We start from the raw sequence: 25,387 nt of genomic DNA, 5'->3' as shown, positions 1-25,387 counted from the left end.
AAACACAAAGAAAGGATAACTATTATGGTAGTATTTGAAATTATGGCAATTGCCACTGTTCTCTGCGCTGCAGCTGTTGCAACAGGTGTAGTAATCGATATGAAGTTGCAGAACAAAATCTAAAAACGTACGCGCGACATCTTTGTCGCAGTACAAATCGAAAATCAACAAACATGATGATAATGGGGAAGTTGCCTAAGGGCGACTTCCCCTTTTTAGTGTGTTGTGGTATCATGACGATGATAAGTGATATTTGTCAATAGATCGTGAAACGCGTGTAACTTGCAGAAATATAGCATGTTGTTGCGCTTTAGACGGAGTATGGGTGAGCAAATCAAATTGATTTGCCGAGGAAATCAAATTGATTTGCTCAGCAAAATAAATTGATTTGCTGAGGAAAACAAATTGATTTGCTGCCCCAAACAATATTGATAGGGTAGTAATGGGGTATGAATAGATTTGCTTTCGCTATCGTTTTTTGCTAATTTTGCAGTCACAATTAACTCATATCATTAAAAAACACGAAGATTATGGCAGTAAAATTTATGTTGGTAAAGGGAGAAATTAAGTCTCGCAATCATTATGGCATGTACTATGCCCACACCATACGTGGTGCAGAATTGACGCTCGAACAGATAGAAGAACGGATACAAGCCAACTGCTCGGCAAAGGTTTCCGATGTGCGGATGGTCATGGCAGAACTCTTTTCCACCATTCGATTGGCATTGAGTGAAGGACAAGTGGTCAACCTTGGCGACTTGGGAAAACTCTATCTCTCAGTGACCAGTAAACCCGTGGAACGACCGCAAGACTTCCGCGTAGATAAGCACATCACCGGAATTAAGTGCAAATACATCCCCTGTGGACACCGCATGCAGCAGGAAGGCATGAAAGGCAACATCAAAAGACTGCTGACGCAAGGGTGTAAGGCGGTACACGACCGGAAAGCTACACAACGGTCGTTGGGCATCTGACCGATAATCCATCATCCACAATGACATCTGCTCAGAGGCGCCCAAGGCGATAGGGCGTATGGACATGAGGGTGGGATGATGAGGCAAAATAATAGACCTATATATAATAAGTGTTCGCAAAATTTGTGAATATTGAATAATTGTTTTACCTTTGCAAAGTACCTTTAAGGCGCAAGAATGAAACAAGTAAGACCCAAGAAAAACCTCGGTCAGCACTTTCTGACCGACCTCGGCATTGCCAAACGCATAGCCGATACTGTTGATGCATGCCCAGATTTGCCCGTCCTCGAAGTGGGACCCGGCATGGGAGTGATGACTCAATATCTCGTGGAAAAGCCCCGCCCACTGAAAGTGGTAGAGATAGACCGCGAGAGTGTGGCGTATCTGAACGAACATTTTCCTAAACTCAGAGAGAATATACTCGGTGAGGATTTCCTCAGAATGGATCTTACCAAGGTGTTCGATGGCAAGCAGTTTGTATTGACGGGCAATTATCCCTACGATATTTCATCGCAGATATTCTTCAAAATGCTCGACAATCGCAACCTCATTCCTTGTTGCACGGGCATGATACAACGTGAAGTGGCACTCAGAATGGCGAGTGAACCGGGTAACAAGGCATACGGCATTCTCTCGGTACTGACACAGGCGTGGTATGACGTGGACTATCTCTTCACCGTGGATGAAACCGTGTTTAACCCACCGCCCAAGGTGAAAAGTGCGGTCATACGCATGACACGCAACTCCGTGGAACACCTCGGATGCGACGAACTGCTGTTTAAGCGCGTGGTGAAAACCGTTTTCAACCAGCGCCGCAAGATGTTGCGCGTGTCGCTACGCCAGTTGCTGCCTAACCTTTCGACTATTGACAGCCCACTCACACAGCATGAAATGATGACCAAACGACCTGAGCAACTCACCATTCCACAGTTTGTCGAATTGACTAATTTAGTGGAAAAAGAGTTGTGTGTGCGAACACAATAAATTGATTAAGGTCAATTATATACCCATTTTCAAAGTTTTGTAAGCAGATTCTGTGGCAGGTTCGCAGAATCTGCTTAACTTTGCAACGTGATCAAGAGAGAACACATTCAATAGGATAACATAAGATTGTTAGTAAGAAAGGTAAATAGGTAGAATAGGTAAGAAGATAGGATAACACAGAAAAAGCTTAAAAGGAAAAGATTAGGATAACACATCAGGAAACAGGATAGCACAATAGGTAAATAGGTGAAAGAATGAGGATAATAGAGAAGGCAGTAGTAGTTTGATTGTTAGGTTAATGTTTAATTTTAGGTATTAAAAAGGTAAAGAGATGATTAACATGACATGGATTACCCTGTGTGCAGCATTAGCTGCAACAGGTTTGTGGGTGAGAAACAACGACAATCCACAAGTTTAAGAGAAAGAAGGTTTTTTAGTTATTAATAGGAAAAGAAAGAAACAGCCTCGACTTGTATGAAGTCGGGGCTGTATTCTTTATACCCAGTGGCGGGTCAGGTGCGCATGCGATTTGCCCAACCGCCATGCCACAGACGGGGAAGGAATATCAAACCGCGGAACGTCAGTTCGATGGCCATGGCGGTCCAAACGCCTGGCAGACCGTGGCTCACAGCGAGCAAGGCTGCCAACGTGAGACGCACACCCCACATGGATGCCAGACTCATCATGGCAGGGCGCAGTGTGTCGCCTGCACCGATAAATACTCCGTTACACACAATGGCTGCTGCAAACATGGGTTCGGCAAAGGCTTCGATGCGTAAACATACTGTGCCGACCTCCTGAATGAGCTCGACGGGAGTCATCAACACCATGAGTTGGGGGGCAAAGAGATACATCATACCACCCATAAACGTCATCACCAAAACTCCAAGTCCTACAGACAGATAGGCAAAAGAACGGGTCAACAGGCGCTGTCCGGCGCCGATACCTTGACCAACAAGCGTTGTGGCTGCCTCGGCAATGCCGTAGCCCGGCATGTAACACAGGCTCTCTACCGTGATGGCCAACGAGTGGGCGGCAATGGCGATAGTGCCCAAAGGCGCTACAATCATCGTACTCACAATCTGTGCGCCACCCATCAATAGGTGTTGCAAACCCATGGGGGCGCCGATGCCAAAGGCGGCCTTCACTGTGGAGATGGTGGGACGGAACGAACCGCGCCGTCCTTTCAGATGCAGAATGTCGGAACGGAAGATGAGAAAATATCCCATCAGCGATGTGATGACAAGGTAGGCACAACTGGTGCCCATGGCTGCACCGACTACGCCGAAGCCTAAGATGAAGATGAAAATGCTGTTGAAAATTACATCGAGAAAACACATCATGATGTTGAGCATACTGGGCACCTTCATATTACCTGAGCATTTGAGCATCGAACCAAACAGGTGTTCGAGTTGGAACAAAGGGGCAGCGCAGGAAAATATCAGAAAGTAAAGCGATGAATCGGAGGCAATATCGGCTGTTCCACCCAACCAATAGGGGAGGGCGCGATGGATGATAATGCCCGTAGTGGCTAAACATGCGCTGAAAATGAGGCAGCAGGTGATGCCTTGACGAAGAATGTGGCGTGCACGATCGAAGTCGTTGGCACCGATGGCGTGTGCCACTTGGACGGAAAAACCCATGGAACAAGCGGAGGCAAGTCCGCCAAAGAGCCATGAAGTGCTCTCTATCAATCCGATAGATGCGGATGCCTTGGCACCCAGATGTGCCACCATCGAGGCGTCAATGAAAAACATAACGATGGTGGAGAGCTGTGCGAGCATGGAGGGAATACTCAACTGAATAATCAGATTGAGCTTTTCCCTCCGTGTCATCGTACGGCCCTCGCGGATGTAAGCGAGCAGGTCTGACTTTTCTTTCTTTCTTGTTGTCATCTGTTACGATGTGTGTCTTTCATTATAAATAGGTGCGCACCATGTGCACCTGCTGACGATTATTGGGCTTCAAGGAGCAATACGCGGCTCGACCAATCAGTGCGTGCGTTCCACTCCGTATTGTTGCGGTAAGGCACGTCGAGACCGTGGTTCATCAGGTATGCACCGCTGAACAGCTTGCCCTCAATGGCGAGTGGCTCTACGTCGATGCGGTTCAACTCCTTCACGCGATACATCTTAGTGGCGTCAAGACCTGCCATGTGGACACGTGGCAAGTGCTCGTTTTGGAACGATTCGGTCTTCCACCAGTAGAACACTGCCTTATCTTTGGCTTCGGTGACATACATCATCGAGGCAAGACCCTTCTTGTCGTAGGGCGAAACAAGGCGGTAGATGTCGCCAAACTGTACGATGGGACGTATCTGCTTGTATTCGGCAATGGCTTTGCGACACAGTTCTTTCTCGGCATCGGTCATGTTTTTCGGCTGAATCTCCATGCCCAAACGACCGCTCATGGCTACGTCGATACGGTATTTCAACGACGTGGTGCGGAACACAGTATGGTTGGGAGTTGCGGAAATATGGCTTGCCATGGCGATTGCGGGGAAGAAATAGCTGGTCCCCCACTGCATGTAGATGCGCTGGAGCGCATCGGTATTGTCGGAAACCCAGAACTCATCGAAGTAGGGGAGTATGCCCCAGTTGGCACGACCGCCTCCTGAAGCGCATGCCTGGATGGTGATATCGGGATATTTGGCGCGGATGCGCTTGCATACGGCATCGAACCCACGGTGGTAGGCTATATACAGATGGCTCTGGTCTGCCATGTTGAGATACTGTGAGCCGTGGTTCATAATCGCCATGTTAGCGTCCCATTTGATATAATCAATCTCTGGATATTTCGTCAGGAGATTATCTACAATGCTGAAAATAAAGTTTTGCACCTTGGGATTAGACAGGTCAAGCACCAACTGCGTGCCGCCGCGACCCAGCACGGCGTCGCGCTTAGGGGCCTTGATGATCCAGTCGGGATGCTTTTCATAGAGTTCGCTGACGGTATTGGTCATCTCTGGTTCCAACCAAATGCCGAATTTTACTCCGTTCTTCTTTGCGTCGCGCAACAGACCTTCGATGCCATCGGGCAACTTGTTTTTATCTACGGTCCAGTCGCCAAGTGATGAGTTGTCGGTCTTGCGGGGATATTTGTCGCCAAACCAGCCATCGTCCATTACAAACAATTCACCTCCCATTGAGGCGATATCAGCCATCATCTGATCCATGCCCTGCTGGTTGATGTCGAAATATACACCTTCCCAAGAGTTCAAAAGGATTTTGCGCTCCACATTGCCGTGCATCAGTTTGTAATTGCGACCCCATTTGTGGAAATTGCGACTGGCGCCTGAAAGACCTTCGTTGCTGAAGGTTAGGGCAAGAGCTGGCGTCACAAAGGTCTCTCCTTTCTTAAGGTGATACTCTGAATTGTCTTCGTTGATGCCTGCAAAGAAATAATGGTATTCGGTGTCGTCGGTATTGACTTTCAGACGGTAGTTGCCACTGTAGCACAGGGCTGCACCTATCACCTGACCGCTATTCTCGCGGGCTTTGCCATCCAAGGAGAACATCACTTCGGCGTGAGAGGTATGCGAATTGCGCGTGCCGTCCTTGTTGACAATCACACGCTGACCGGCATGGAGTGGTTCTTCCACCAGGCGCCCCTCGTTTGCCCACGATCCATAGAGGTGGCTCATCCATACATCGCCACGGCGAATGGGTAGCATGGCAGAGGCAAAAGTGGTGAGGGTGACGGTCTGTTTCTCGCCGTTGGTCACCTCGCTCCATGCTTCAATCATATCTACATCGCGGTATGCTTTATATTTCAGATTGACGGTGATGGGATAAACAGGGTCTTTCAGGCGGATGGTGGTCACGTCGCCATTGCGACTTACACCATCGGCATAAAGTGCTGACGATAGGTTACCGTCTGCATGGCGCATGGCAAAAGCTGCTTCTGCCGGTGTGTTGAGACCATAGGCAGGATAGGCATCCATGCGTCCTTCCACGGGTTTTTGCAGATGGGCAAGTTCTTCGGCATTGAGTTTACTGCCGAAATACACGTATTGTGGATGCTTGCCTTGCTCTACATCGAGTACCATGGTCATGTTTTTAGTCTCCACAACCACCTGTTCGCCCCATGCCATAACGCTCATGAGGCAACCGATTACGGTCAGAATTACATTTCTCTTCATTGTATTATTGTTTTTTAAAAATATTTGTTTAGGTTATTGCTCCTGTTTCTGCGGCGTTCCCTGGCGCTTTAGGTCAGTTCCCGCTCCCGTTGCTGCTGCATCTCCAGCTGCCTTAGGTTGCTTCTCGCTCCCGTTGCTACTTCCTCTCCAGAAGCTCGAAAGATAGCCGTTCCTTGTTTTCTTGTATCTGCGAGCATCCATTTTCTGTTTCCGTTGCCAAAGTTACACATTTTTTTTCAAACCATCAAGCTCTGTATCTTTTTTGCATATATTCTGATAGAATAGTATCACTGAAAAAACTCTGTTTTGCATATTCTTACTATTTTTAGTTGCTATATAAACTATCATCCTTTGTGGTACCACGTGAGTGTGATCGTGCGCACGCGCGCATAATATATAAGGTATATACGAACAGTCACGGTGTGTTTTATAGCATGTTTTAACAGCTCTGCATGTTTCAAAAAGTATTTATATTGCACACTATAGGGGTTGAATCTCTACTTTTTTGCTCTGACGCGTTTTCTTGGTCGACAGAAAACTTTGTGTGGTGTAAAATATACCATCATCCTGTGTAACAAAATTCAAAATGTAACAAGAAACAAAGTTTTTTTTGCCGATTATGAACAGATGTTAAGGAATAATAAATTATATTTGCATCGCCTTACCGCAACAAATGCGTGAGGCAACCTAAACAAACCAACAACAATATTAACCAATCAATAACTAATTTTAATCTGTTCTATTTATGTCAAATTCAACTAACTTAAGAAAGATTGAAAAGCCGTTGTTTTTACTGTTGCTGCTCTGTTTATTCCCCTTGGGGATTTCGGCACAGAGCCTTGTAAAAGGAACAGTAAGTGATGAAAGTGGCGAACCGATTATCGGCGCAACCGTTAAAGTGCTGGGCACAAACGACGGTACCGTGACTGATTTCGATGGTCGCTTCCAGTTGAACGTGAAAGCCAACGCACAGTTGAGTATCTCTTACGTGGGATATGCTACTGAAAAGGTGGCTGTCAACGGCAAAACCAATCTTAAAGTTGTCCTCAAGGGCGATGAAACAGTACTTAACGACCTCGTTGTAGTAGGTTATGGTACAATGAAGAAGTCAGACATCTCTGGTTCTGTGGCTACTATTAATAAGGAGCAAATGGAGCGCAAGGTGCCTGTTAACATCGCTCAGGCCCTCCAAGGTGCAGCTGCTGGTGTGATGGTTACCAATCAGGACGGTGCTCCTGGTTCTAAGTCTGCCATCCGTATCCGTGGTATCGGTACTATCAACGGTGATGCGCAGCCTCTCTATGTAGTAGATGGTGTGCAGGTTGGTACCAATGCCGACTTCGTTAACCCTGCTGATATCGAGAGTATTGAAGTCTTGAAGGACGCTTCTGCTACTGCAATTTACGGTTCTGCCGGTGCGAATGGTGTTATCATGATTACCACTAAGCACGGTCAGAAAGGCAAGATGAACATCAAGATCACTGCTGACCTTGGTATTCAGACTCTTCCTTACAAACTGAAAACCCTCACTGGTAACGATTATGCTCGTTCTATCCGCGAGTCTAAAGCTAATGACGGCGCTACGCTGAACAACCAGATCTGGGCTGAGGCTTACGATGGTAAGCGCAACCTCATCGACTGGCAGGATCAGATGTATCGCACTTCACTCCGTCAACAGTATGGTATCTCTGCTAATGGTGGTACTGAAAAGACTCAGTACAACTTCTCTCTTGGTTACTTGCAGAACAAGGGTATCATCGTTAACACCAAGTATGACCGACTCACCTCACGCGCCAGCGTTAAGACTAAGGTCAATGACTACATTGAGTTTGGTGGTGATATGAACTACATGTACTCTACCGTTAAAGGTAACAACATCGGTTTGGGTAACAATGGTAACCTGTCATCACAGCGTGATATCGCGCAGATGGCTCCATCACTCGACTATATCGATGACGTAACTGGTCAGTTGGTTAATGTTAATGTGGTGAACCCCGATGGTACCTATGGAGCAGGTAAGGCTCCTACGCCTGACGGATGGGAAGGTATGACCGCTCAGGCTCAGAACCCCTATGCTTCACAGATGGAAATCGGTCGCGTAACTCGCAACTCACGTATTTCTATCAACCCCTACATCGACATTACACTTCTCAACCTGAAGGAGCATAAGCTCAACATCCACGCTATCGCTTCTTGGACACAGACCAACTCTGACAATGACGAGTTCTCTGGTATGTACAAGCGTTACAACAATATCGGCGGTACTATGACTGAAGTGAAGTACGAAGGTCGTAACCAGGCTTACTATGACTTCGGACTCAGCCTGAGCAAGGGTCTGAGCAAGAGCATTGAAACTTACATGACCTATAACTGGAAGACTGATTTCAATAACCTGACCTTGATGGCTGGTAACTCTGTAAGCAAGTATGAAGGTTCATGGGTTAGCGCAAGTGCGCACGGCTTCCTCTCTCCCAACAACCGTGTGATCTCTCTCACCAATGATGCTAAAAGTATCAATGGTAATGGTGGTTTCAACGCTGAAGTACGTACTATCTCATACTATGGACGTTTGATTTACAGTCTCTTCGACCGCTACGTGGTGACTGCTACCGTACGTCGCGACGGTTCTTCTAACTTCTCTGAAGGAAACCGTTGGGGTACTTTCCCATCAGCTGCCATCGCTTGGCGCGTGAAGGAAGAGTCTTTCCTGAAGGACGTGAAGGCTATCAGCAATGCTAAGGTTCGTATCGGTTGGGGTCAGACTGGTAATGCCGGTGGTATCGCAGGACGTTCTACTTATGCCCTGTCTTCTGCCGATACCAAGTACAACTTCTACGCTCCTGGTCTTGGTGGTGGTACTACCGGTTCGTTCGATCGTGTTGTTGGATTCTATGCACCACTGGTTGATACCAACTTGAAATGGGAAACCAACGAACAGACTAACTTCGGTCTTGACCTCGGATTCCTCAACAATGACTTGACTGTTACCATGGACTTCTTCACTCGTAAGACTAAGGACTTGCTCCTTGAGCGTCAGATTCGTCCATCAGCAGGTAATACTTCTATCTATACCAACTACGGTCAGATTGATAATACCGGTTTCGAATTCTCTGTAAACTACAACAAGAAACTCAATAAGGACTGGGCTATCAACGTGGCATTCAACGGATCTACCTTGAAGAATAAGATTAAGAAGATGGGTGCGGACTACACTGCAACATGTACCGGTGGCAACAGCACATATTCTGCCGACGATATCGACGGTTCAAACCTTGGTGCTGTCAGTGGTACAGGTTTCAACTGGAACAACCACTCTATCTGTCGCGAAGGCGAAGCCGTAGGTTCATACTATGGATATAAAGTTGCAGGTATCATCAAAACTCAGGAGCAACTCGACAAAGCTAAGGCTCAGGGACAGGATGCACAGATCGGTGACTTCCTCTTCGTTGATACTGATAAGAACGGCACACTCGATGATAATGACCGCGTAATCCTCGGCAATGGTCTGCCTAAGTTTAACTTCGGTTTGAACCTCAGCGCTACATATAAGGATTGGGACTTCAGTCTTTACACATACGGTGTACTGGGTATGGACATCCTTTCTTATTCAAAGATGCGTCTTTCTATCATGAACCCGTCGGATGACTCTTGGACTCCTGCTCTGCTTAAGGATAGCTACAATAACATGTACAACGCTGAAACCAATCCTAACGGAACACTCCCACGCCTGACTCGCCTTGACAACAACAAGAACAGCCGCATTAGCGATGCATGGGTAGAGAACGGTAATTTCCTCAAGATTAGCAATATTCAGGTAGGTTACAACGTTCCTAAGAAGTTCCTCAGCTCATTCGGTCTCACTGCAGTACGTGCTTACGTAGCTGTTCAGAACCTCTGCACAATCTCTCCATACAGCAAGTATGGTGATCCTGAAGTTGGTCAGGGTAGCGTCATCTACTCAGGTCTTGACACTGGCCGTTATGCAACTCCACGTACTTACATGTGCGGTCTTAACATTACCTTCTAATTAACTATAAAGAAAGACAATTATGAAAAATATAATTAAATATTTTGCATTGGCAGGTTTAGGATGCGTCGCTTTCTCTTCATGCGACAACGATAAATTCCTTGACGTACCAAAGTATGACATTCTGGACATAGAATCTCAGTTTGAGAATGATGATAATGCCCGCCTTGGATTGAACGGTATCTATGCCTATAACAACGTCAGCAAACAAGATGATAGCTGGGGCTTTAAACCAAATCTGTTTACTGGAAGCCACCCAACAATGGATACACAGTGTACCGGTTGGGACGTAAAATTCCTCGACCAGACATGGGATGCCAACGTTGGTGAACTGGGTCAAGGATGGTCACACGCTTATGCTGCCATCGCACGTGCTAACCTCTATCTGGCTGGACTTGAGAATGCAGAGAAAGTAACCCCAGAAGCTAAGAAGCTTTGCGAAGGTGAGGCTCGCGCACTCCGTGGATATTTCTACACTTGGTTGGCTACTACATTCGGTCGTGTTCCTATGCTCGCCACCGGTGAAGACTTCAATAATACTCCTGTCAAGGCTGCTGCAGAGACCTACGAAGAAATGTGGGACTTCATCATCGAAGACTTCTCTAAGGCTGCAGAACTGCTGGATTGGACTCCATACAACAATCAGTATGGCCGTTGCACCAAGGGTATGGCCAAGGCATACCTCGCTGATGCATACATGTGGAAAGCATTCCGTTGCCCCGATCAGGCTGCTGATTGCTATGCCAAAGCTAAGCAAGCGCTGAAAGATATTATCGACAGCAATACTTACGAACTGTCTTCTAACTTCGCTACCAACTGGGATCCTGCAGGATTCTGGAATAAGGAATGTATCTGGGCGATGTGTTCAGACGAAGGTAACGAATGGAGTAGCTGGGGTAGTGACCGTACTATCACTTTCTGTAATCCAAACATGTTTAAGTGGTTCTGCGCTTGTCCTGAGAATGGTGGATGGGGTGCTGAATACCTCTCATGGGAATGGTATGCATGCTATGAACCAGGTGACACACGTCGTGACGCTTCATGTGCTACAGGTGCTATTCCAGAAGATAAATTGGCTGAATATGGTATTCAAAAATCTAATAATGTATGGGGCTACAACCCTTATCTGAAGGACTCTCTGGGTGTTAAGGATGCCAGTGGTCATGTCGTTGCACCATTCATTAATGCTGAAGGTGTACAGTCTGGTACCAAGACTCGTCAGTTCCACTTCACCAATGGTGAGTTTGCTCCTGCTATCTGGACGACCAAGATCTGGCGTTCTGCCTATGCTGATGGTAACTCATGGGGTACTCAGATGTGGGCTCCTGTGATTATCTATGGTAAGCGTTATGCTAACGTATTGCTCGACTATGCAGAGTGCTGCTTCCGTACAGAAGGTGAAAATTCTCCTGCTGGATGGGCTGCAATCGATAAGATTCGTGACCGTGCATGGGGTAACGAAACTATCGGTAAGGACTACAGTGCATACTATGGACACTATAACAATGTGTATGCTGGCAACGGGAAGAACCTCACTATGACCAGCTATCCTGTTGGCGTGCTGACAGCAAGAGTTTCCGTTCCTGATGCTAAGGCTTACTATACAGCACTTCAGGCTAAGCCTAACCGCGTTGGCTACAAGCACACTTCTCCAGTATGGAAGGTTGCTGTCAATGAGGAGCGTCGTAAAGAGTTCAACTCAGAGTGGAGCCTCTGCCCAGATATGATCAAGTCTGGCTATATTGAGGATCACGTCAATTACAACTATCCAAAGGATGATGGTGGTGATGACTATGCTAACTATCCTTGGACAAAGCGTACATTCGACTTTGATATCAACAAGATGGATATGCCAATTCCTGCTACAGAACTCATGAAGAACCCGGCTCTGAAGCAGAATCCTGCTTACGCTGGTAAGGAAAACAAAGAATAAATAAAACATTCTTCTCATATCTCGCCACGCTCCATCATGGGGCGTGGCGATTTCTTTAATATCTATCTGACTGCTATGAGCCTTTTGTCTATCACATCCATCACCCGTGGTCTGCCGAAAGATATGGATTAAACGGTCAGGATGATGATGCGAATATTTTGCCGTAATAGTTTGGGTATGTGTGGAAAAATATGTAACTTTGTGGGTTAGAAACTATAAATGAAGAAAACCGTACTGTTGATATTGGTGCTGAACGTGGCACTTCATGTGTCGCTCTTTGCTCTGTGTGTTCCGATACTGAACTATGCAGAGGGGTGGACTACGTTCTATTGGGACAGTCACTATCTGTCGTATGCACTCTATCAATATGGAGTGGGAGAGGTGGTGCGCCAATTCTTCCTGCAATATTTTGCTCATTCTATCATCGGCATCCTTATGACAATGATTGTAGCATTGTTGGTGGCTGTATTGGCAATGGTCATTATCCGCCTATTCTGCAAAAAGTCTGGATGGCTGTACCTGTCACTTGTACCCTCATGGCTTGCGAGCATGGGCTTGTTGGCGTTGATAAGCCCCAATGGCTTGTCGGCACTAACAGCCCGTTTTACCCCAGCAGGCCAGCAGCAAACCCAATATATTGAAATGAGTAATATGGTGCGAAAGCAGGATTGGGATGGCATCATTGCCCGTTGTGATGAGGGTGGGAGAGTGACCAATCTGTTGACACAGAACTTTCTGAATATGGCACTTGCCGAGAAAGGATTGCTCGGTCAGTGTCTCTACGACGAACCATGTATTGATATCCGATCTGTTTATATCGATGCCATACAGAACGAAGACTTCGCAGTCTTGCTCAGCGACATCTATTACTCTATGGGACATATCGCCCAATCGCAGCGTTATGCCTTCGAACTGAATGAGAAAAAGAATGATTTCTCACCGCGCCTGCTGATGCGACTGGTACAGACCAACATCATCTATGGGCAATATGCTGTGGCAGAGAAATACATCCGATGGTTAGAAAAGACTGTTTATTATAAGACATGGGCTATGTCGCAAAGGCGATTCCTCTATCATGATGATGCCGTAGCGAAGGATGCGGAATATGGCGTGAAGCGCCGATGCCTGATTACCGATAATCGTTTTTCCGGTATTAAAGGCCTTGACGACGATCTGTTGCATGTGGCTCGACAGACACGTGGAACGGTGCAATGTCGCACCACGCTCCAGTATTTGGGTGCGCTCTATCTGCTTGCACACTACAATCAACAATTTGTGAGCCTTTGTGATGAATTTCCTGAATATCGGTTGACGCAACAGAAATACTTTGCCGATGCCTATAAAAAACTGAAAGGAGGAAACCGAAAATGATCAAGAAAATATTGTTTGTTATGCTGTTGGCATTTGTTCTGGCTGCTTGTACGCTCCACAGACAAGAGGCAGAACCGTTGCGTCAGTCTGCACCACTGTTCCCTGACTACGCCGATGTGCTGCTTCCGGTGAATATCTCCGCTCCAACCTTTGCTCTGAACGACAGTGCGAATGCCTTGGAGTCTGTGCAAGCCGTATTTAGTTCAGGTTCAGAAACGATAATCGTGGGCAGCGATGACACTGATGGCATCTGCATATCGGAAGCCGATTGGCATAAATTGGTGGAAGCCTCACATGTGATAACAGTGACCATTCAGGGAGAGAAAAATGGTAAATGGGTGGAGTATGATGCCTTTAAGATGAATATTTCGCCCGATTCCATCGACAACACATTGGTTTATAGACTCATCGAACCTGGTTATGAAGTATGGAATGAGATGGGCATATACCAGCGTAGTGTGGAAAACTATGACGAGGAAGCTATCATAACCAACCGCCAAACGGATAAAGGTTGCATGAACTGCCACTCGTTCTGTAATTACAATCCTGAACAACTCATGTTTCATCTGCGCCTTAACCATGCTGGAACCTATATGAAAAACGGTAAGGCACGATTGCGCAAACTCGTCACGCCGAAGTCGTTGGTCTATCCTTCATGGCATCAAAGCGGTCGCTTTATTGCTTTTTCGCAGAACGATACCAAGCAGATGTTTCATACTACTGACCGAAACAGAATAGAGGTGTTTGATTTCTCCTCCGATGTCATGGTCTATGACCTTGAAGCCGATACGTTGATCACTACACCGCTGTTGATGTCGAAAACCAAGTTTGAAACTTTCCCGTCATGGAGTGCCGATGGTAGAACCTTGTATTTTTGCAGTGCTGACAGCGTGAAAATCCCTGATGACTACGACCAGGTGCACTATTCGCTCTGTAGTATAGGGTTTGATGCAGAGAAGAAACAGTTTGCTGATAGCGTACATGTCATCTATGATGCCCGTCAGACACAGAAGAGTGTATCATTTCCCCGATGCTCTCCCGATGGTCGCCACTTGGTGTTTACACTTTCCGATTATGGCAATTTCTCTATCTGGCACAAAGAAGCACGCCTCATGATGATACCTGCCAATGCCACTACCGCATTAGAAATGGTATCGATATTGCCCGATTTTCGTGCGTCATACCATTCGTGGAGTAGTAATTCACGATGGATGGTGATGGCAAGCCGACAGGATGACGGACTCTATACCCGACCATATATCGTGCATATAGATGCTGATGGCAAGGTTTCCAAACCGTTTCTCTTGCCGCAATCCGATGCTGCCTATTATCTCCGAACCATGAAATCCTATAACATTCCGGAGTTTACGCGTGGTAAAGTAAATGTTACGCTTGACGGTATCTGATTGTCATCACCGTTTCTCCTATGATGTATAGCAGTTTGGGGTGACACGATATGCACTGTTGGTCGATGTGTGGTCGAATATTTTGATATTCTTGACCGATAAGGATGAAAAACTCGCGAAGCCGCAATATCGCATGAATCTGATACTATTTGAAAACAATATGAAACACGAGAATACATATAATGTCCGATGAAATGCCTAATTTTGCAACAGCAATAACTAAACAATTATTCTGTATGAACTGTAGAAAACTACTGCTTGGCATGGCTGTTGCAACCGCTTCCGTGGTATGTGCACAAAATCCCGTTATCAAAGGACAATTCACAGCAGACCCCACAGCCAGGGTCTTCAATGGTAGAGTGTATCTCTACCCCTCGCACGACATTCCCAGTCCAATAGAAAAACTGAAGGATTGGTTCTGTATGGCAGACTATCACGTATTCTCATCCTCCAATCTCACCGACTGGGAAGACCATGGCGTGATCGTGTCGCAAGATAAAGTGCCCTGGGTGCAGGATGGCTCTTATACCATGTGGGCGCCTGACTGTGTAGAGAAAAACGGTCGCTACTACTTCTATTTTCCCGCAGCACCCAAAGGAGAAGAACGCGGTTTCGGTATCGGTGTGGCTGTGGCAGACCATCCCACAGGTCCTTTCATGCCGATGTGGAAACCTATCAAGGGTGTGCATGGCATAGACCCCTGTGTGCTGATTGACCACGACGGACAGGCTTACATCTATTATGCAGGTGGTGCTCTGTGGATGGCACGACTCAAAGACAATATGACCGAACTGGCTTCTGACCCTGTTCGGATAGATGGACTGCCTGAAGGATTCAAGGAAGGACCCTTTGCCTTTGAACGCAATGGCAAATATTACCTCACCTTCCCTTGGGTGAGAAAGAAAAACGGCACAGAGACTTTAGCCTATGCCATGGCTGATCATCCCATGGGACCATTTACATTTAAGGGCATTATCATGGATGAATCGCCCACGGGATGCTGGACCAACCACCATTCTATCGTACAATATCAGAACCAATGGTATCTGTTCTATCACCATAACGACTATTCTCCACGCTTTGATAAAAACCGCTCGGTGCGTATCGATTCGCTCTGTTTCAATGCCGATGGTACTATCCGAAAGGTTGTTCCCACACTCCGTGGTGTAGGAATCGCCAATGCCCGCAATCGAATAGACATAGACCGCTACTCGTCTGTCAGCAGTAAAGGGGTGTCCATCGACTATCTTGACACCACAGACTGCTTCAAAGGATGGAAGACACTCTTCTCTGGAAAGCAGAATGCCCTTATATATAATAAGGTGGATTTTGCTCAAGAGAAGGTAGAACGCTTTACCGTCCGTGTGCGTTCACCTAAAGGTGGCACCATGACCGTTAGGGCTGATGGTGCCAAAGGCACTGTCATTGCCAAGATGAAACTGCCCAAGAGCAATCAATGGACACAAGCCTCTACCCCAGTAGTGACACCTCCGTTGGGCATCCACGACCTGCACTTCACCGTGCAGACCGCAGGAACAGTAGAAGTTGACTGGGTAGGATTCGACGCACTGCCGTGGACCCAAGGCGCATTCGACACCCACCAGTATCGTAACCTCTTTGCTGAACTTGGTTATCCGCAGAGCGAGATAGACCGCAAACTCAAAAGCATCTTCCATGATGTGTTTGAAGGTCCCGATAAAGTATATTTTGAAGTAGGCGACTCGATGGCATATATCAGCGATATCAAAAATCATGATGTGCGTACCGAAGGCATGTCGTATGGCTTGATGATTGCCGTGCAGTTTGATAGAAAAGACATCTTCGACCGCCTTTGGCGTTGGGGAAAGACATATATGCAACATCAGCATGGCCCGTTGGAGGGATATTTTGCATGGAGCTGTAAAACCGATGGTACGCGCAATGCCCAAGGTCCTGCTTCCGATGGCGAACTCTATTATGTCACTGCACTGATTTTTGCCTCTAACAGATGGGGCAATGATACAGGCATCAACTATCTGAAGGAGGCTCAGTACATCCTCAACTGTTCGATGCAAAAGGCTGGTATGGATCAGAGTGCACCGCTCATCAACCTCGAACACCAACTCATCACATTCACACCCGATAAGTTTGGCGGACGCTTCACTGACCCATCCTATCATCTGCCAGCATTCTATGAGGTATGGGCAAAGTGGGCTAACGATGGTCGTTCGCAGTTCTGGAACGAATGTGCACAGAAGAGTCGTGAGTTTCTCCATAAAGCCATCCATCCAGTGACCGGACTGAATCCCGACTATTGTAACTACGATGGAACACTGATGGGCGGTCGTGGCATTATCGGCGATGCTTTCCGTTTCGACTCATGGCGTGTGCCGATGAATATAGCCTTGGATTATAGTTGGGCATGCAAGGATCGCCAGTGGCAACAGCAATATGGCAATCGTATCCAAAACTTCCTCTATTCGCAAGGCATAGACCGTTATGTCGATCAGTACAACATCGATGGTACTGCGGTGAAAGACACCCTTCAGGCAGGCACCGAGTATAAGGCACTACGCCATTCCACAGGATTGGTGGCAACTGCAGCAGCAGTGTCGCTGGTATGTACCCATAATAAAAGCCGTGAATTTGTAGAACGGCTGTGGAATCTGGAAAACAAACCATATTCCGATGGATTCTTCGATGCCTACTATGATGGCTTGCTCCGCCTCTTCGCCTTTATGCATCTGAGCGGAAACTACAGAATTATAGAACCCCAAAATAAATAACAACTAATAAATGACATTATGACCCACAGAACATTACTCCTAAGCCTTGCAATACTGAGTATGCCGGTAGCATTGCAGGCACAGCAATTGCCTTATCAGAATCCGTCACTCTCTGCCCATGAGCGTGCAGTGGATTTGTGTAGTCGCCTTACTTTGGAAGAGAAAGCCCAACTGATGCTGGACGATTCTCCCGCCATACCCCGTTTGGGCATCAAGCGCTTCCAGTGGTGGAGTGAAGCCCTCCACGGCGTTGCCAACATGGGCGATGTCACCGTATTCCCAGAACCTATTGGTATGGCAGCTTCGTTCAACGATGGTTTGGTATATAAGGTGTTTGATGCCACCTCTACCGAGATGCGTGCCAAATGGAATCAACTCCAGCAACAGGGAGGCGAGGTCACGCGCTTTCACGCCCTGTCGGTATGGACTCCCAATGTTAATATCTTCCGTGATCCACGTTGGGGGCGCGGTCAGGAGACCTATGGTGAAGATCCCTATCTGACCAGTATGATGGGGTGCGCCGTGGTGCGTGGCTTGCAAGGTCCTGAAGATACTAAATACCGAAAGTTATGGGCTTGTGCCAAGCACTATGCCATCCATAGCGGTCCAGAGTGGTCTCGCCACACCGATAATATCACCGATGTGACACCGCGCGACCTATGGGAAACATATATGCCTGCCTTTAAGTCGCTCGTGCAGGATGCTAAGGTGCGCGAGGTGATGTGCGCTTATCAGCGTTGGGACGACGAACCCTGTTGTGGAAGCACTCGTTTGCTTCAAACCATTCTGCGCGATGAGTGGGGATTCAAATACCTCGTTGTGTCCGACTGTGGTGCCGTGACTGACTTCTGGAATAACCATAAGGTATCGAGCAATCCAAAGAATGCTGCCGCTAAGGGAGTATTGGCAGGTACCGATGTAGAGTGTGGCTTCCAGTATATGTACAAGTCAGTGCCAGAAGCAGTGAAATATGGCGCACTGACCGAAGCAGAAGTTGATAAACACGTTGTGCGCCTGTTGGAAGGTCGCTTCGACCTGGGTGAGATGGACGACAACAGCATCGTGTCGTGGTCAAATATTCCTGCTTCAGTATTGTGTAGCAAGGAACATCGCAACCTTTCCCTCCAAATGTCGCTCCAGACCATGACCTTGTTGCAAAACAACAACAATGTGCTCCCTCTCAGCAGACACGAGAAGAAGATAGCCGTCATCGGTCCTAATGCCAACAACGAACCCATGATGTGGGGCAACTACAATGGCACACCCCGACAGACCATAACCATCCTCGACGGTATCAAGAGCCGATTAAAGAAAAGCCAAATCATAACATTCAAGGGCTGCGACTTGGTCAACGACCAGACGCTTGAATCCTATTACAATCAGTGTAGTATGGATGGCAAAACAGGTTTCAAGGCTACCTTCTGGAACAATCGTGAGCGTGAGGGCAAACCCGTTACTGTCACCTACGAGAAGAATCCCGTACAGGTCACCACCCACGGCCAGCATACCTTTGCTCCCAATGTCAGTCTGACCGGTTTTTCTGCAGTCTATGAAACCGTATTCCGCCCGCAACAGCACGCCAAGGTATTGCTCGATGTGGATGGTTGCGGACACTATGAGGTATATCTCGACGGAGAGCTTAAAGCCCAACAATCTACATGGCGCACCACCGAGTCGCGCATTGAATTTGACGGAGAGAAAGGCAAATCTTACAAGATAGAAATCCGTTATCATGAGATGCCAACATATAATGCCGACCTCAAAATCAATATCGGCCATGAGACACCGATCGACTATCAAGACGCCATCAATCAGTTGAACGACTGCCAGACGGTAGTCTTTGTAGGAGGTATCTCTTCACAACTTGAAGGCGAGGAAATGCCCATCCATGTACCAGGATTCAAGGGCGGTGACCGTACCGATATCGAACTGCCTGCCGTACAACGCAATTTTCTGAAAGCATTGAAGGCAGCTGGAAAGAAAGTAGTATTTGTAAACTGCTCAGGTTCGGCTATTGCACTCACTCCAGAGTCACAGAGTTGTGATGCTATCCTACAGGCATGGTATCCGGGACAAGAAGGTGGTGAAGCTGTTGCACGCGTACTTTTCGGTGAATACAATCCCGGTGGCAAACTCCCCGTCACCTTCTATCGCGACACCAAGCAGTTGCCCGACTTCAAAGACTATTCTATGAAGGGTCGCACCTATCGTTATATGAACGACGCCCTCTTCCCCTTCGGCTACGGACTGAGCTATACCACCTTCACCATCGGCAGTGCGCAACTTTCTGCTACCTCATTCGGAAAAGACGGAAAAGTCACGCTGACTATTCCTGTGAACAATGTGGGTAAGAAAGACGGCACCGAGACCATTCAGGTCTATATCAAGGATCCAACAGATGCAGATGGTCCGTTGAAGTCGCTCAAAGCCTATCAGCGTGTGACAGTGAAGGCTGGCCAAACCACCAATGCTGTAATCACACTTGACAGCAAGAGCTTCGAACTTTTTGATGCAGCCACCAATACCGTTCGGACTAAGGGTGGCAAGTATGAAGTATATTATGGTAATAGCTCTGCAGATAAAGACTTGAAGAAAGTCAATGTAACTGTTAATATCTAAAAAACGGATTTGTATGAAGAAAAGCTATATGCGTAGGTGGGCGATTTGCATTTGCGCTTTCGTGCTCACCGTAAGTACTGTAACGGCACAGAAAAAGAAAGTCTTGCCAGAAGCAGCTACCCCATACTTCACGCTACCCACGGCAACACCTTCAGCACCTACCGAAGACGGATTCCTTCAGCGGTGGATGTTGTTAGAGCCCATCAGTGCTCCAGTCCGCACTAACACTGTCTTTACGGATAGTTATCTACGCGAGAAGTTCTACAACGACTATCTTCCCACCGTCATGCTCCGTCTGCCTAAAGATGGCAGTACACAGCAGGTAGGAAAGGAAACCCTCAGATGGCATGCACTCGACAGCAAACTCTTCAATGTAAAACTCTTCCGTTTCGCCACCTCTTTTGAAAAGCAGAAATACGGTGTAGTGTTTTGGGCAGTGACAGCCATTGACAGTCCTGAAGAGATGACCGATGTGCGCCTGGCCATCGGTTCTAATGGCGCTTCCATATGGTGGCTCAATGGTGGCAAGGAGGCAGTCATGCTCTCTGGCGACCGTCGCATGGTGCGCGACGATGTCGTCTCACCGAAACTGACACTGAAGAAAGGCCGCAACTATCTGGTAGGTGCCGTCATCAATGGTCCTGGCATGAGCGATTTCTGCGTACGCTTCCTTGATGCGCAAGGCAATCCAATACGTAATATTAAACTTAATGTGAAATGACGATGAAGTCAAGAATATTCAATAAAACCATTTCTGTGGGTGCTTTGTGTGCCCTGTTGTCATGTGCTTCTCTGCAAGCGAGCGCACAAGTGGGCGAACCTTTTATTCACGATCCATCGACCATAGCCGAGTGTGATGGCAAATATTACACTTTCGGAACAGGCGAAGGCGGCCTGTGGTCGGCAGATGGTTGGGTGTGGCAAGGCGGTGCCATACGTCCTGGACGCGGTGCAGCCCCCGATGTTGTAAAAATTGGCGATCGCTATCTTGTGGCATATAGTGCTACGGGCGGAGGTCTTGGCGGCAGTCATCGTGGCGATGTGCTGACCATGTGGAACAAAACGCTGGATTTTACCTCTCCCGACTTCCAATATACCGACCCCGTCGTCGTGGCATCGTCGCTCGACGATGAAGACTGTGATGCCATTGATGCCGGACTGCTACTTGATCCCACCACGGGACGCCTCTGGCTCAGCTACGGCACCTATTTCGGTTTTATCCGTTTGGTAGAACTCGATCCGCAGACTGGCAAGCGCATGTCAGGCAACGAGCCCGTCAATATCGCCATCGACTGTGAAGCTACCGACCTCATCTATCGCGACGGATGGTATTACCTGTTGGGCACCCATGGCACCTGTTGCGACGGTCCCAACTCCACCTACAACATCGTGGTAGGACGTTCACGCAGCGTGACCGGTCCGTATCTTGACAACGTAGGACGCGACATGTTGCAGGGTGGCGGTAAGATGGTGATTGCTGCCAATAATCTCAAGACTGGCCCAGGGCATTTCGGTCGTTTCGTGATAGCCGATGGTGTAGAAAAAATGTCGTTCCACTACGAGGCCGACTTCCGTCAAGGTGGTCGTAGTGTATTAGCCATTCGCCCATTATTGTGGCGCAACGGCTGGCCCGTTGCAGGTGACGATTTGCTCGATGGAACCTATGAGATTGAATCTGAACGCCGTGGCTATGCGCTTGAGATGGCTGTAGATTTCATACGTATGGATGCCGAGCGAGTGCCTTTCTGGATTAAACCACAGCAACCATTGAAGCCACTTTCACCACAGACACTTGCTGATGTAGAAGCAAGTTGGCCCCAAACAGAAGTGCCAGTGCGTATGAACGATTATATGTTCCGTCCTCATCAGCAGTGGACCGTCAGCGTAGCCGAGGGCAAAGGCGGCAGTCTGGGAACTCCTTATTATAAGATATGTATAGCGGGTACCACTCGCTGCCTCACGGCAACCGCCGATGGCGATGTAGTGGCAACGATGGCATATACTGGCGACGACGCCCAACTCTGGCGCATCGACCAGTTGACCGACGGCACCTATCGCATCATGCCGAAAGCAGTACCGGGCACTTCCGAGCCCCTTGCCCTCGTCTCGCTTGGCGACTGCACCCCCGCTCTCGCACCCTTTGATTTCAGTAGCGATAATTCTAAATGGAATTTCAGAAAACAATAGCCGTGTTGCTTATGGCGCTTGCCGCCCCACTGACGGTCATAGCCTTTCAACCGACAAAGGTAGCATTGCCAGTTGCTCTCAGCCGCAGATTGGAAGTGGCAAACGGACCGTCACGCCTGCGTGTAGAGTTTGTGCGTGCAGATATTGTTCGTGTGCAGTATCAGCCCGATGGACAGTTGACAGGCAATGGTACTGACGTCTGTGTGGCGCATCGGAAACGGACGTTGTCGCTGACCTCCGCTCCACAGCAATATGCCGATGAACACCCCGATGCTCCTTATATTATAAAGGTGTATCCTGGTGCGGATGCTACATTTACCATCTATGAAGATGCTGGTGACGGTTATGACTGTGAGCGCAAAGGCTATGGCACCTATACATTACATTGGGACGACAGCCATCACCAACTATCAATATCTGCACGGAAAGGTAGTTACAAGAAAATGGTAAAGCGTCGTCAGCTGACTTTTGTAATGCCTGATGGCTATCAGCAAACGGTGGTTTATGATGGAAAGAAAGCGATAGTAACACTAACGGCAAACAATTGATAACACAACTTGAAAAGAAAAATATGAAAATACTAACTTCTTTTATTACTTTGGTAGGTTTAGCCATGTCTCTTGAAACTATGGCGCAAGACAAACTCTACCAAGATGAATTTCCATTAGGCGATATTGTCTTGCTTGATGGACCGCTGAAACATGCACGTGATTTGAATATTGCGAATCTTCTGAAATACGACTGTGACAGAATGCTTGCTCCCTATCGTAAAGAAGCAGGACTGGCACCTCGTAAACCAACCTATCCTAACTGGGATGGTCTTGATGGACATGTGGGAGGACATTATCTCTCTGCTCTTGCTATCAATGCCGCTACAGGTAGTGAGGAATGTAAGAAACGTATGGAGTATATGATTGGCGAGTTACAGTTGTGTTTAGATGCCAACAATCGTCGCGGTGAGGATTGGAGTCGTAACTATGTGGGTGGATTTCCCAATAGTGCGAAACTATGGTCCACTTTTCGCAAGGGTGACTTCAGTGTGTATTTCGGTTCGTGGGCACCTTTCTATAATCTTCATAAGATGTTTGCCGGACTCCGCGATGCCTGGCTTTATTGTGGAAACGAACAGGCCAAGACTCTATTTTTGAAGTTTTGTGACTGGGCTGTTGATATCACGTCAGGTTTAAGTGATGAACAGATGGAGCGTATGTTGGGCAATGAGCATGGAGGAATGGATGAGGTGCTGGCTGATGCTTTTGCAATAACCCATCAACAGAAGTATTTGAACTGTGCTCGTCGTTTCGCCCATAAACAGTTGTTGACACCTATGGCGCAACATCACGACTGTCTCGATAATCTGCATGCCAATACTCAGATACCAAAGGTTGTAGGTTTTCAGCGTATTGCCGAACTGGATGGCAATTTGTCTTATCATGATGCCAGCCAGTATTTTTGGGATATTGTTACCAAGCAGCGCTCGTTAGCATTGGGTGGTAATAGCCGTCGTGAACATTTCCCCACCAAAGAAACTTGCATCGATTATGTCAACGACATTGATGGTCCTGAGTCGTGCAATACATATAATATGTTGAAGTTGACCGAGTTCTTGAACCGTGCTAACCCCAATGCTGCCTATGGTGACTTCTATGAATTGGCCATGTACAATCATATTCTTTCCACCCAGCATCCAGAACATGGAGGTTATGTATATTTTACATCGGCTCGTCCTCGTCATTATCGTAACTATTCTGTTGCTAATATGGCCATGTGGTGTTGTGTGGGAACAGGTATGGAGAATCATGGTAAGTATGGACAATTTGCATGGACTCATACCAAAGGAGCCAAGCCTGCCGACGATGCCCTTTATGTCAATCTTTTCCTTCATTCGCGGTTGAACTGGCGTGAGCGTAGTTTCGTTATCCGACAGGAAACCGCTTTCCCTTATAGTGAAACGTCGCAAATTGTAGTAGAGAAAGGCAAAGGTGTATTCACTATGAAGATTCGCAAACCTGAATGGTGCGACCGTTTTGAGGTGAGAGGAGTAGGATTTACTATTAATAGTAAGGAGGAAAATGGTTTTGTATGTATCCAACGCAAGTGGAAAAAAGGTGACCGTATTGAGATATCCATGCCCATGCATGCTAGTATCAAGGCCATGCCAAATGTGCCACAGTATGTGGCAATCATGTATGGTCCTATTCTATTAGGAATGAAGACTGGCACAGAAGATCTTGCTTCACTACTTGCCGACGATAGCCGTTTCGGTCAGTATGCTGGTGGACGTAAGCTTCCGCTTGATAAAGCACCTATCCTTTTGCCTAAAAAAGTAGAGGATATTGTTGCTGATTTGCGTCCAGTAGCAGGCAAACCCCTACATTTCAAATTGGCCACCCGTATGGAGAATGCTATTGATGGCGAATTACAACCATTCTTTGAAATTCACGATTCACGCTATATGATGTATTGGTTGGCGCTTGGAGAACACGAATATAAGGCTTATATGCAAGATCTTGCCGATAAGGAACAAGCCCGTCAGGCGCTTGAGACACGCACTGTTGACAAGGTGAGTCCTGGAGAACAGCAACCAGAAACTGATCATCGCATGGAAACTGATGGCAGTGAACGTGGCAATACCGAAGGAGTGTTCTTCCGTGATGCTCGTAACGGACACTCATTCAGTTATCTGATGCAGACTGGCGGTGAGTCGTCTCTGAGTTTGCAACTCACCTTCTGGGGACAGGATGAATGGCGTACCAGCGAGTTTGATATCTATGTTGATGACCAACTTCTCTGTAGTGTAAACAACAGCCATCGTTGGCGTACTAGCCAGTTTAAGACGGTTGACTATGCCATCCCCTCTGCTATGTTGCAAGGAAAGAATGAGATTCGTATTCGCTTTGTGGCGCATAAAGACCGTCAGATAGGACAGATTTATGGTGTCCGACTGTTAAAATAATACGAGACAATAACTATAAATTGA

General features: G+C 47.3%; 15 protein-coding genes. 12 read left to right on the top strand and 3 right to left on the bottom strand.

Annotated elements, in window-relative coordinates; all coding sequences use genetic code 11:
- Positions 1-530: 530 nt before the first annotated feature.
- Together CIK88_RS11315 and rsmA are read left to right on the top strand one after the other, a co-directional pair.
- The gene (locus CIK88_RS11315) at positions 531-974 is read left to right on the top strand and encodes a hypothetical protein (RefSeq protein WP_144007293.1); all 444 of its coding nucleotides are present in this window, start codon (positions 531-533) and stop codon (positions 972-974) included.
- Between the two features lie 177 nt (positions 975-1,151).
- A complete protein-coding gene (rsmA, locus tag CIK88_RS11310) occupies positions 1,152-1,958 on the top strand; it encodes a 16S rRNA (adenine(1518)-N(6)/adenine(1519)-N(6))-dimethyltransferase RsmA (RefSeq protein WP_094436539.1) in 807 nt (268 codons plus the stop codon).
- Between the two features lie 512 nt (positions 1,959-2,470).
- Here the strand turns inward: rsmA and CIK88_RS11305 are convergent.
- The 3 genes from CIK88_RS11305 to CIK88_RS12435 form a co-directional block, all read right to left on the bottom strand.
- Positions 2,471-3,853, bottom strand: coding sequence for an MATE family efflux transporter (locus CIK88_RS11305; RefSeq protein WP_094436537.1), 1,383 nt, complete (start codon positions 3,851-3,853; stop codon positions 2,471-2,473).
- A gap of 59 nt (positions 3,854-3,912) precedes the next feature.
- On the bottom strand, positions 3,913-6,051 hold the full coding sequence (locus CIK88_RS11300) for an alpha-galactosidase (RefSeq protein WP_371591587.1): 2,139 nt from the start codon (positions 6,049-6,051) through the stop codon (positions 3,913-3,915).
- An 81-nt stretch (positions 6,052-6,132) separates the two neighbouring features.
- Entirely contained in the window at positions 6,133-6,300 is a 168-nt protein-coding gene (locus tag CIK88_RS12435) for a hypothetical protein (protein ID WP_158214680.1), read from the bottom strand.
- Positions 6,301-6,916: 616 nt separating this feature from the next.
- Here CIK88_RS12435 and CIK88_RS11295 point away from each other — a divergent pair.
- The 10 genes from CIK88_RS11295 (at position 6,917) to CIK88_RS11250 (ending at position 25,363) form a co-directional block, all read left to right on the top strand.
- Complete coding sequence (locus CIK88_RS11295; protein ID WP_371591583.1) at positions 6,917-10,126, top strand: SusC/RagA family TonB-linked outer membrane protein; 3,210 nt, start codon at positions 6,917-6,919, stop codon at positions 10,124-10,126.
- Positions 10,127-10,148: 22 nt separating this feature from the next.
- Positions 10,149-12,059, top strand: coding sequence for a RagB/SusD family nutrient uptake outer membrane protein (locus CIK88_RS11290; RefSeq protein WP_094436531.1), 1,911 nt, complete (start codon positions 10,149-10,151; stop codon positions 12,057-12,059).
- 219 nt (positions 12,060-12,278) lie between these two features.
- Positions 12,279-13,430: a DUF6057 family protein gene (locus tag CIK88_RS11285; RefSeq protein WP_094390160.1), complete on the top strand. Its 1,152-nt coding sequence runs from the start codon at positions 12,279-12,281 to the stop codon at positions 13,428-13,430.
- Positions 13,427-14,836: a PD40 domain-containing protein gene (locus CIK88_RS11280; RefSeq protein ID WP_094390159.1), complete on the top strand. Its 1,410-nt coding sequence runs from the start codon at positions 13,427-13,429 to the stop codon at positions 14,834-14,836. Before CIK88_RS11285 ends, CIK88_RS11280 begins: the two co-directional genes overlap by 4 nt.
- A gap of 236 nt (positions 14,837-15,072) precedes the next feature.
- The gene (locus CIK88_RS11275; RefSeq protein WP_094436529.1) at positions 15,073-17,601 is read left to right on the top strand and encodes a glycosyl hydrolase family 8; all 2,529 of its coding nucleotides are present in this window, start codon (positions 15,073-15,075) and stop codon (positions 17,599-17,601) included.
- An 18-nt stretch (positions 17,602-17,619) separates the two neighbouring features.
- Entirely contained in the window at positions 17,620-20,220 is a 2,601-nt protein-coding gene (xyl3A, locus tag CIK88_RS11270) for a xylan 1,4-beta-xylosidase (RefSeq protein WP_094436527.1), read from the top strand.
- Positions 20,221-20,233: 13 nt separating this feature from the next.
- Positions 20,234-20,941, top strand: coding sequence for an acetylxylan esterase (locus CIK88_RS11265; RefSeq protein ID WP_094436525.1), 708 nt, complete (start codon positions 20,234-20,236; stop codon positions 20,939-20,941).
- Positions 20,938-22,407 (top strand): family 43 glycosylhydrolase, encoded by a 1,470-nt coding sequence (locus CIK88_RS11260; RefSeq protein ID WP_371591582.1) that lies wholly within the window; start codon positions 20,938-20,940, stop codon positions 22,405-22,407. Before CIK88_RS11265 ends, CIK88_RS11260 begins: the two co-directional genes overlap by 4 nt.
- Positions 22,386-22,955, top strand: coding sequence for a DUF5110 domain-containing protein (locus tag CIK88_RS11255; protein ID WP_094436521.1), 570 nt, complete (start codon positions 22,386-22,388; stop codon positions 22,953-22,955). The genes CIK88_RS11260 and CIK88_RS11255 overlap by 22 nt, the downstream gene beginning before the upstream one ends.
- Positions 22,956-22,978: 23 nt before the next feature.
- Positions 22,979-25,363 carry a beta-L-arabinofuranosidase domain-containing protein gene (locus CIK88_RS11250; protein WP_254046894.1) on the top strand — a complete coding sequence of 795 codons (2,385 nt, stop codon included), beginning with the start codon at positions 22,979-22,981 and terminating at the stop codon, positions 25,361-25,363.
- Positions 25,364-25,387 lie beyond the last annotated feature (24 nt).

It is taken from the genome of Prevotella sp. P5-50, from assembly GCF_002251295.1.
Taxonomy (GTDB): domain Bacteria; phylum Bacteroidota; class Bacteroidia; order Bacteroidales; family Bacteroidaceae; genus Prevotella.
This window is presented reverse-complemented; position numbering and strand designations above follow the sequence as displayed.

Bases quoted from the DNA above. Each gene is read 5' to 3' on its own strand.
- CIK88_RS11315 (WP_144007293.1), top strand. From the start codon at position 531: ATGGCAGTAAAATTTATGTTGGTAAAGGGAGAAATTAAGTCTCGCAAT.
- rsmA (WP_094436539.1), top strand. From the start codon at position 1,152: ATGAAACAAGTAAGACCCAAGAAAAACCTCGGTCAGCACTTTCTGACC.
- CIK88_RS11305 (WP_094436537.1), bottom strand. From the start codon at position 3,853: ATGACAACAAGAAAGAAAGAAAAGTCAGACCTGCTCGCTTACATCCGC.
- CIK88_RS11300 (WP_371591587.1), bottom strand. From the start codon at position 6,051: ATGGCATGGGGCGAACAGGTGGTTGTGGAGACTAAAAACATGACCATG.
- CIK88_RS12435 (WP_158214680.1), bottom strand. From the start codon at position 6,300: ATGGATGCTCGCAGATACAAGAAAACAAGGAACGGCTATCTTTCGAGC.
- CIK88_RS11290 (WP_094436531.1), top strand. From the start codon at position 10,149: ATGAAAAATATAATTAAATATTTTGCATTGGCAGGTTTAGGATGCGTC.
- CIK88_RS11285 (WP_094390160.1), top strand. From the start codon at position 12,279: ATGAAGAAAACCGTACTGTTGATATTGGTGCTGAACGTGGCACTTCAT.
- CIK88_RS11280 (WP_094390159.1), top strand. From the start codon at position 13,427: ATGATCAAGAAAATATTGTTTGTTATGCTGTTGGCATTTGTTCTGGCT.
- CIK88_RS11275 (WP_094436529.1), top strand. From the start codon at position 15,073: ATGAACTGTAGAAAACTACTGCTTGGCATGGCTGTTGCAACCGCTTCC.
- xyl3A (WP_094436527.1), top strand. From the start codon at position 17,620: ATGACCCACAGAACATTACTCCTAAGCCTTGCAATACTGAGTATGCCG.
- CIK88_RS11265 (WP_094436525.1), top strand. From the start codon at position 20,234: ATGAAGAAAAGCTATATGCGTAGGTGGGCGATTTGCATTTGCGCTTTC.
- CIK88_RS11260 (WP_371591582.1), top strand. From the start codon at position 20,938: ATGACGATGAAGTCAAGAATATTCAATAAAACCATTTCTGTGGGTGCT.
- CIK88_RS11255 (WP_094436521.1), top strand. From the start codon at position 22,386: ATGGAATTTCAGAAAACAATAGCCGTGTTGCTTATGGCGCTTGCCGCC.
- CIK88_RS11250 (WP_254046894.1), top strand. From the start codon at position 22,979: ATGAAAATACTAACTTCTTTTATTACTTTGGTAGGTTTAGCCATGTCT.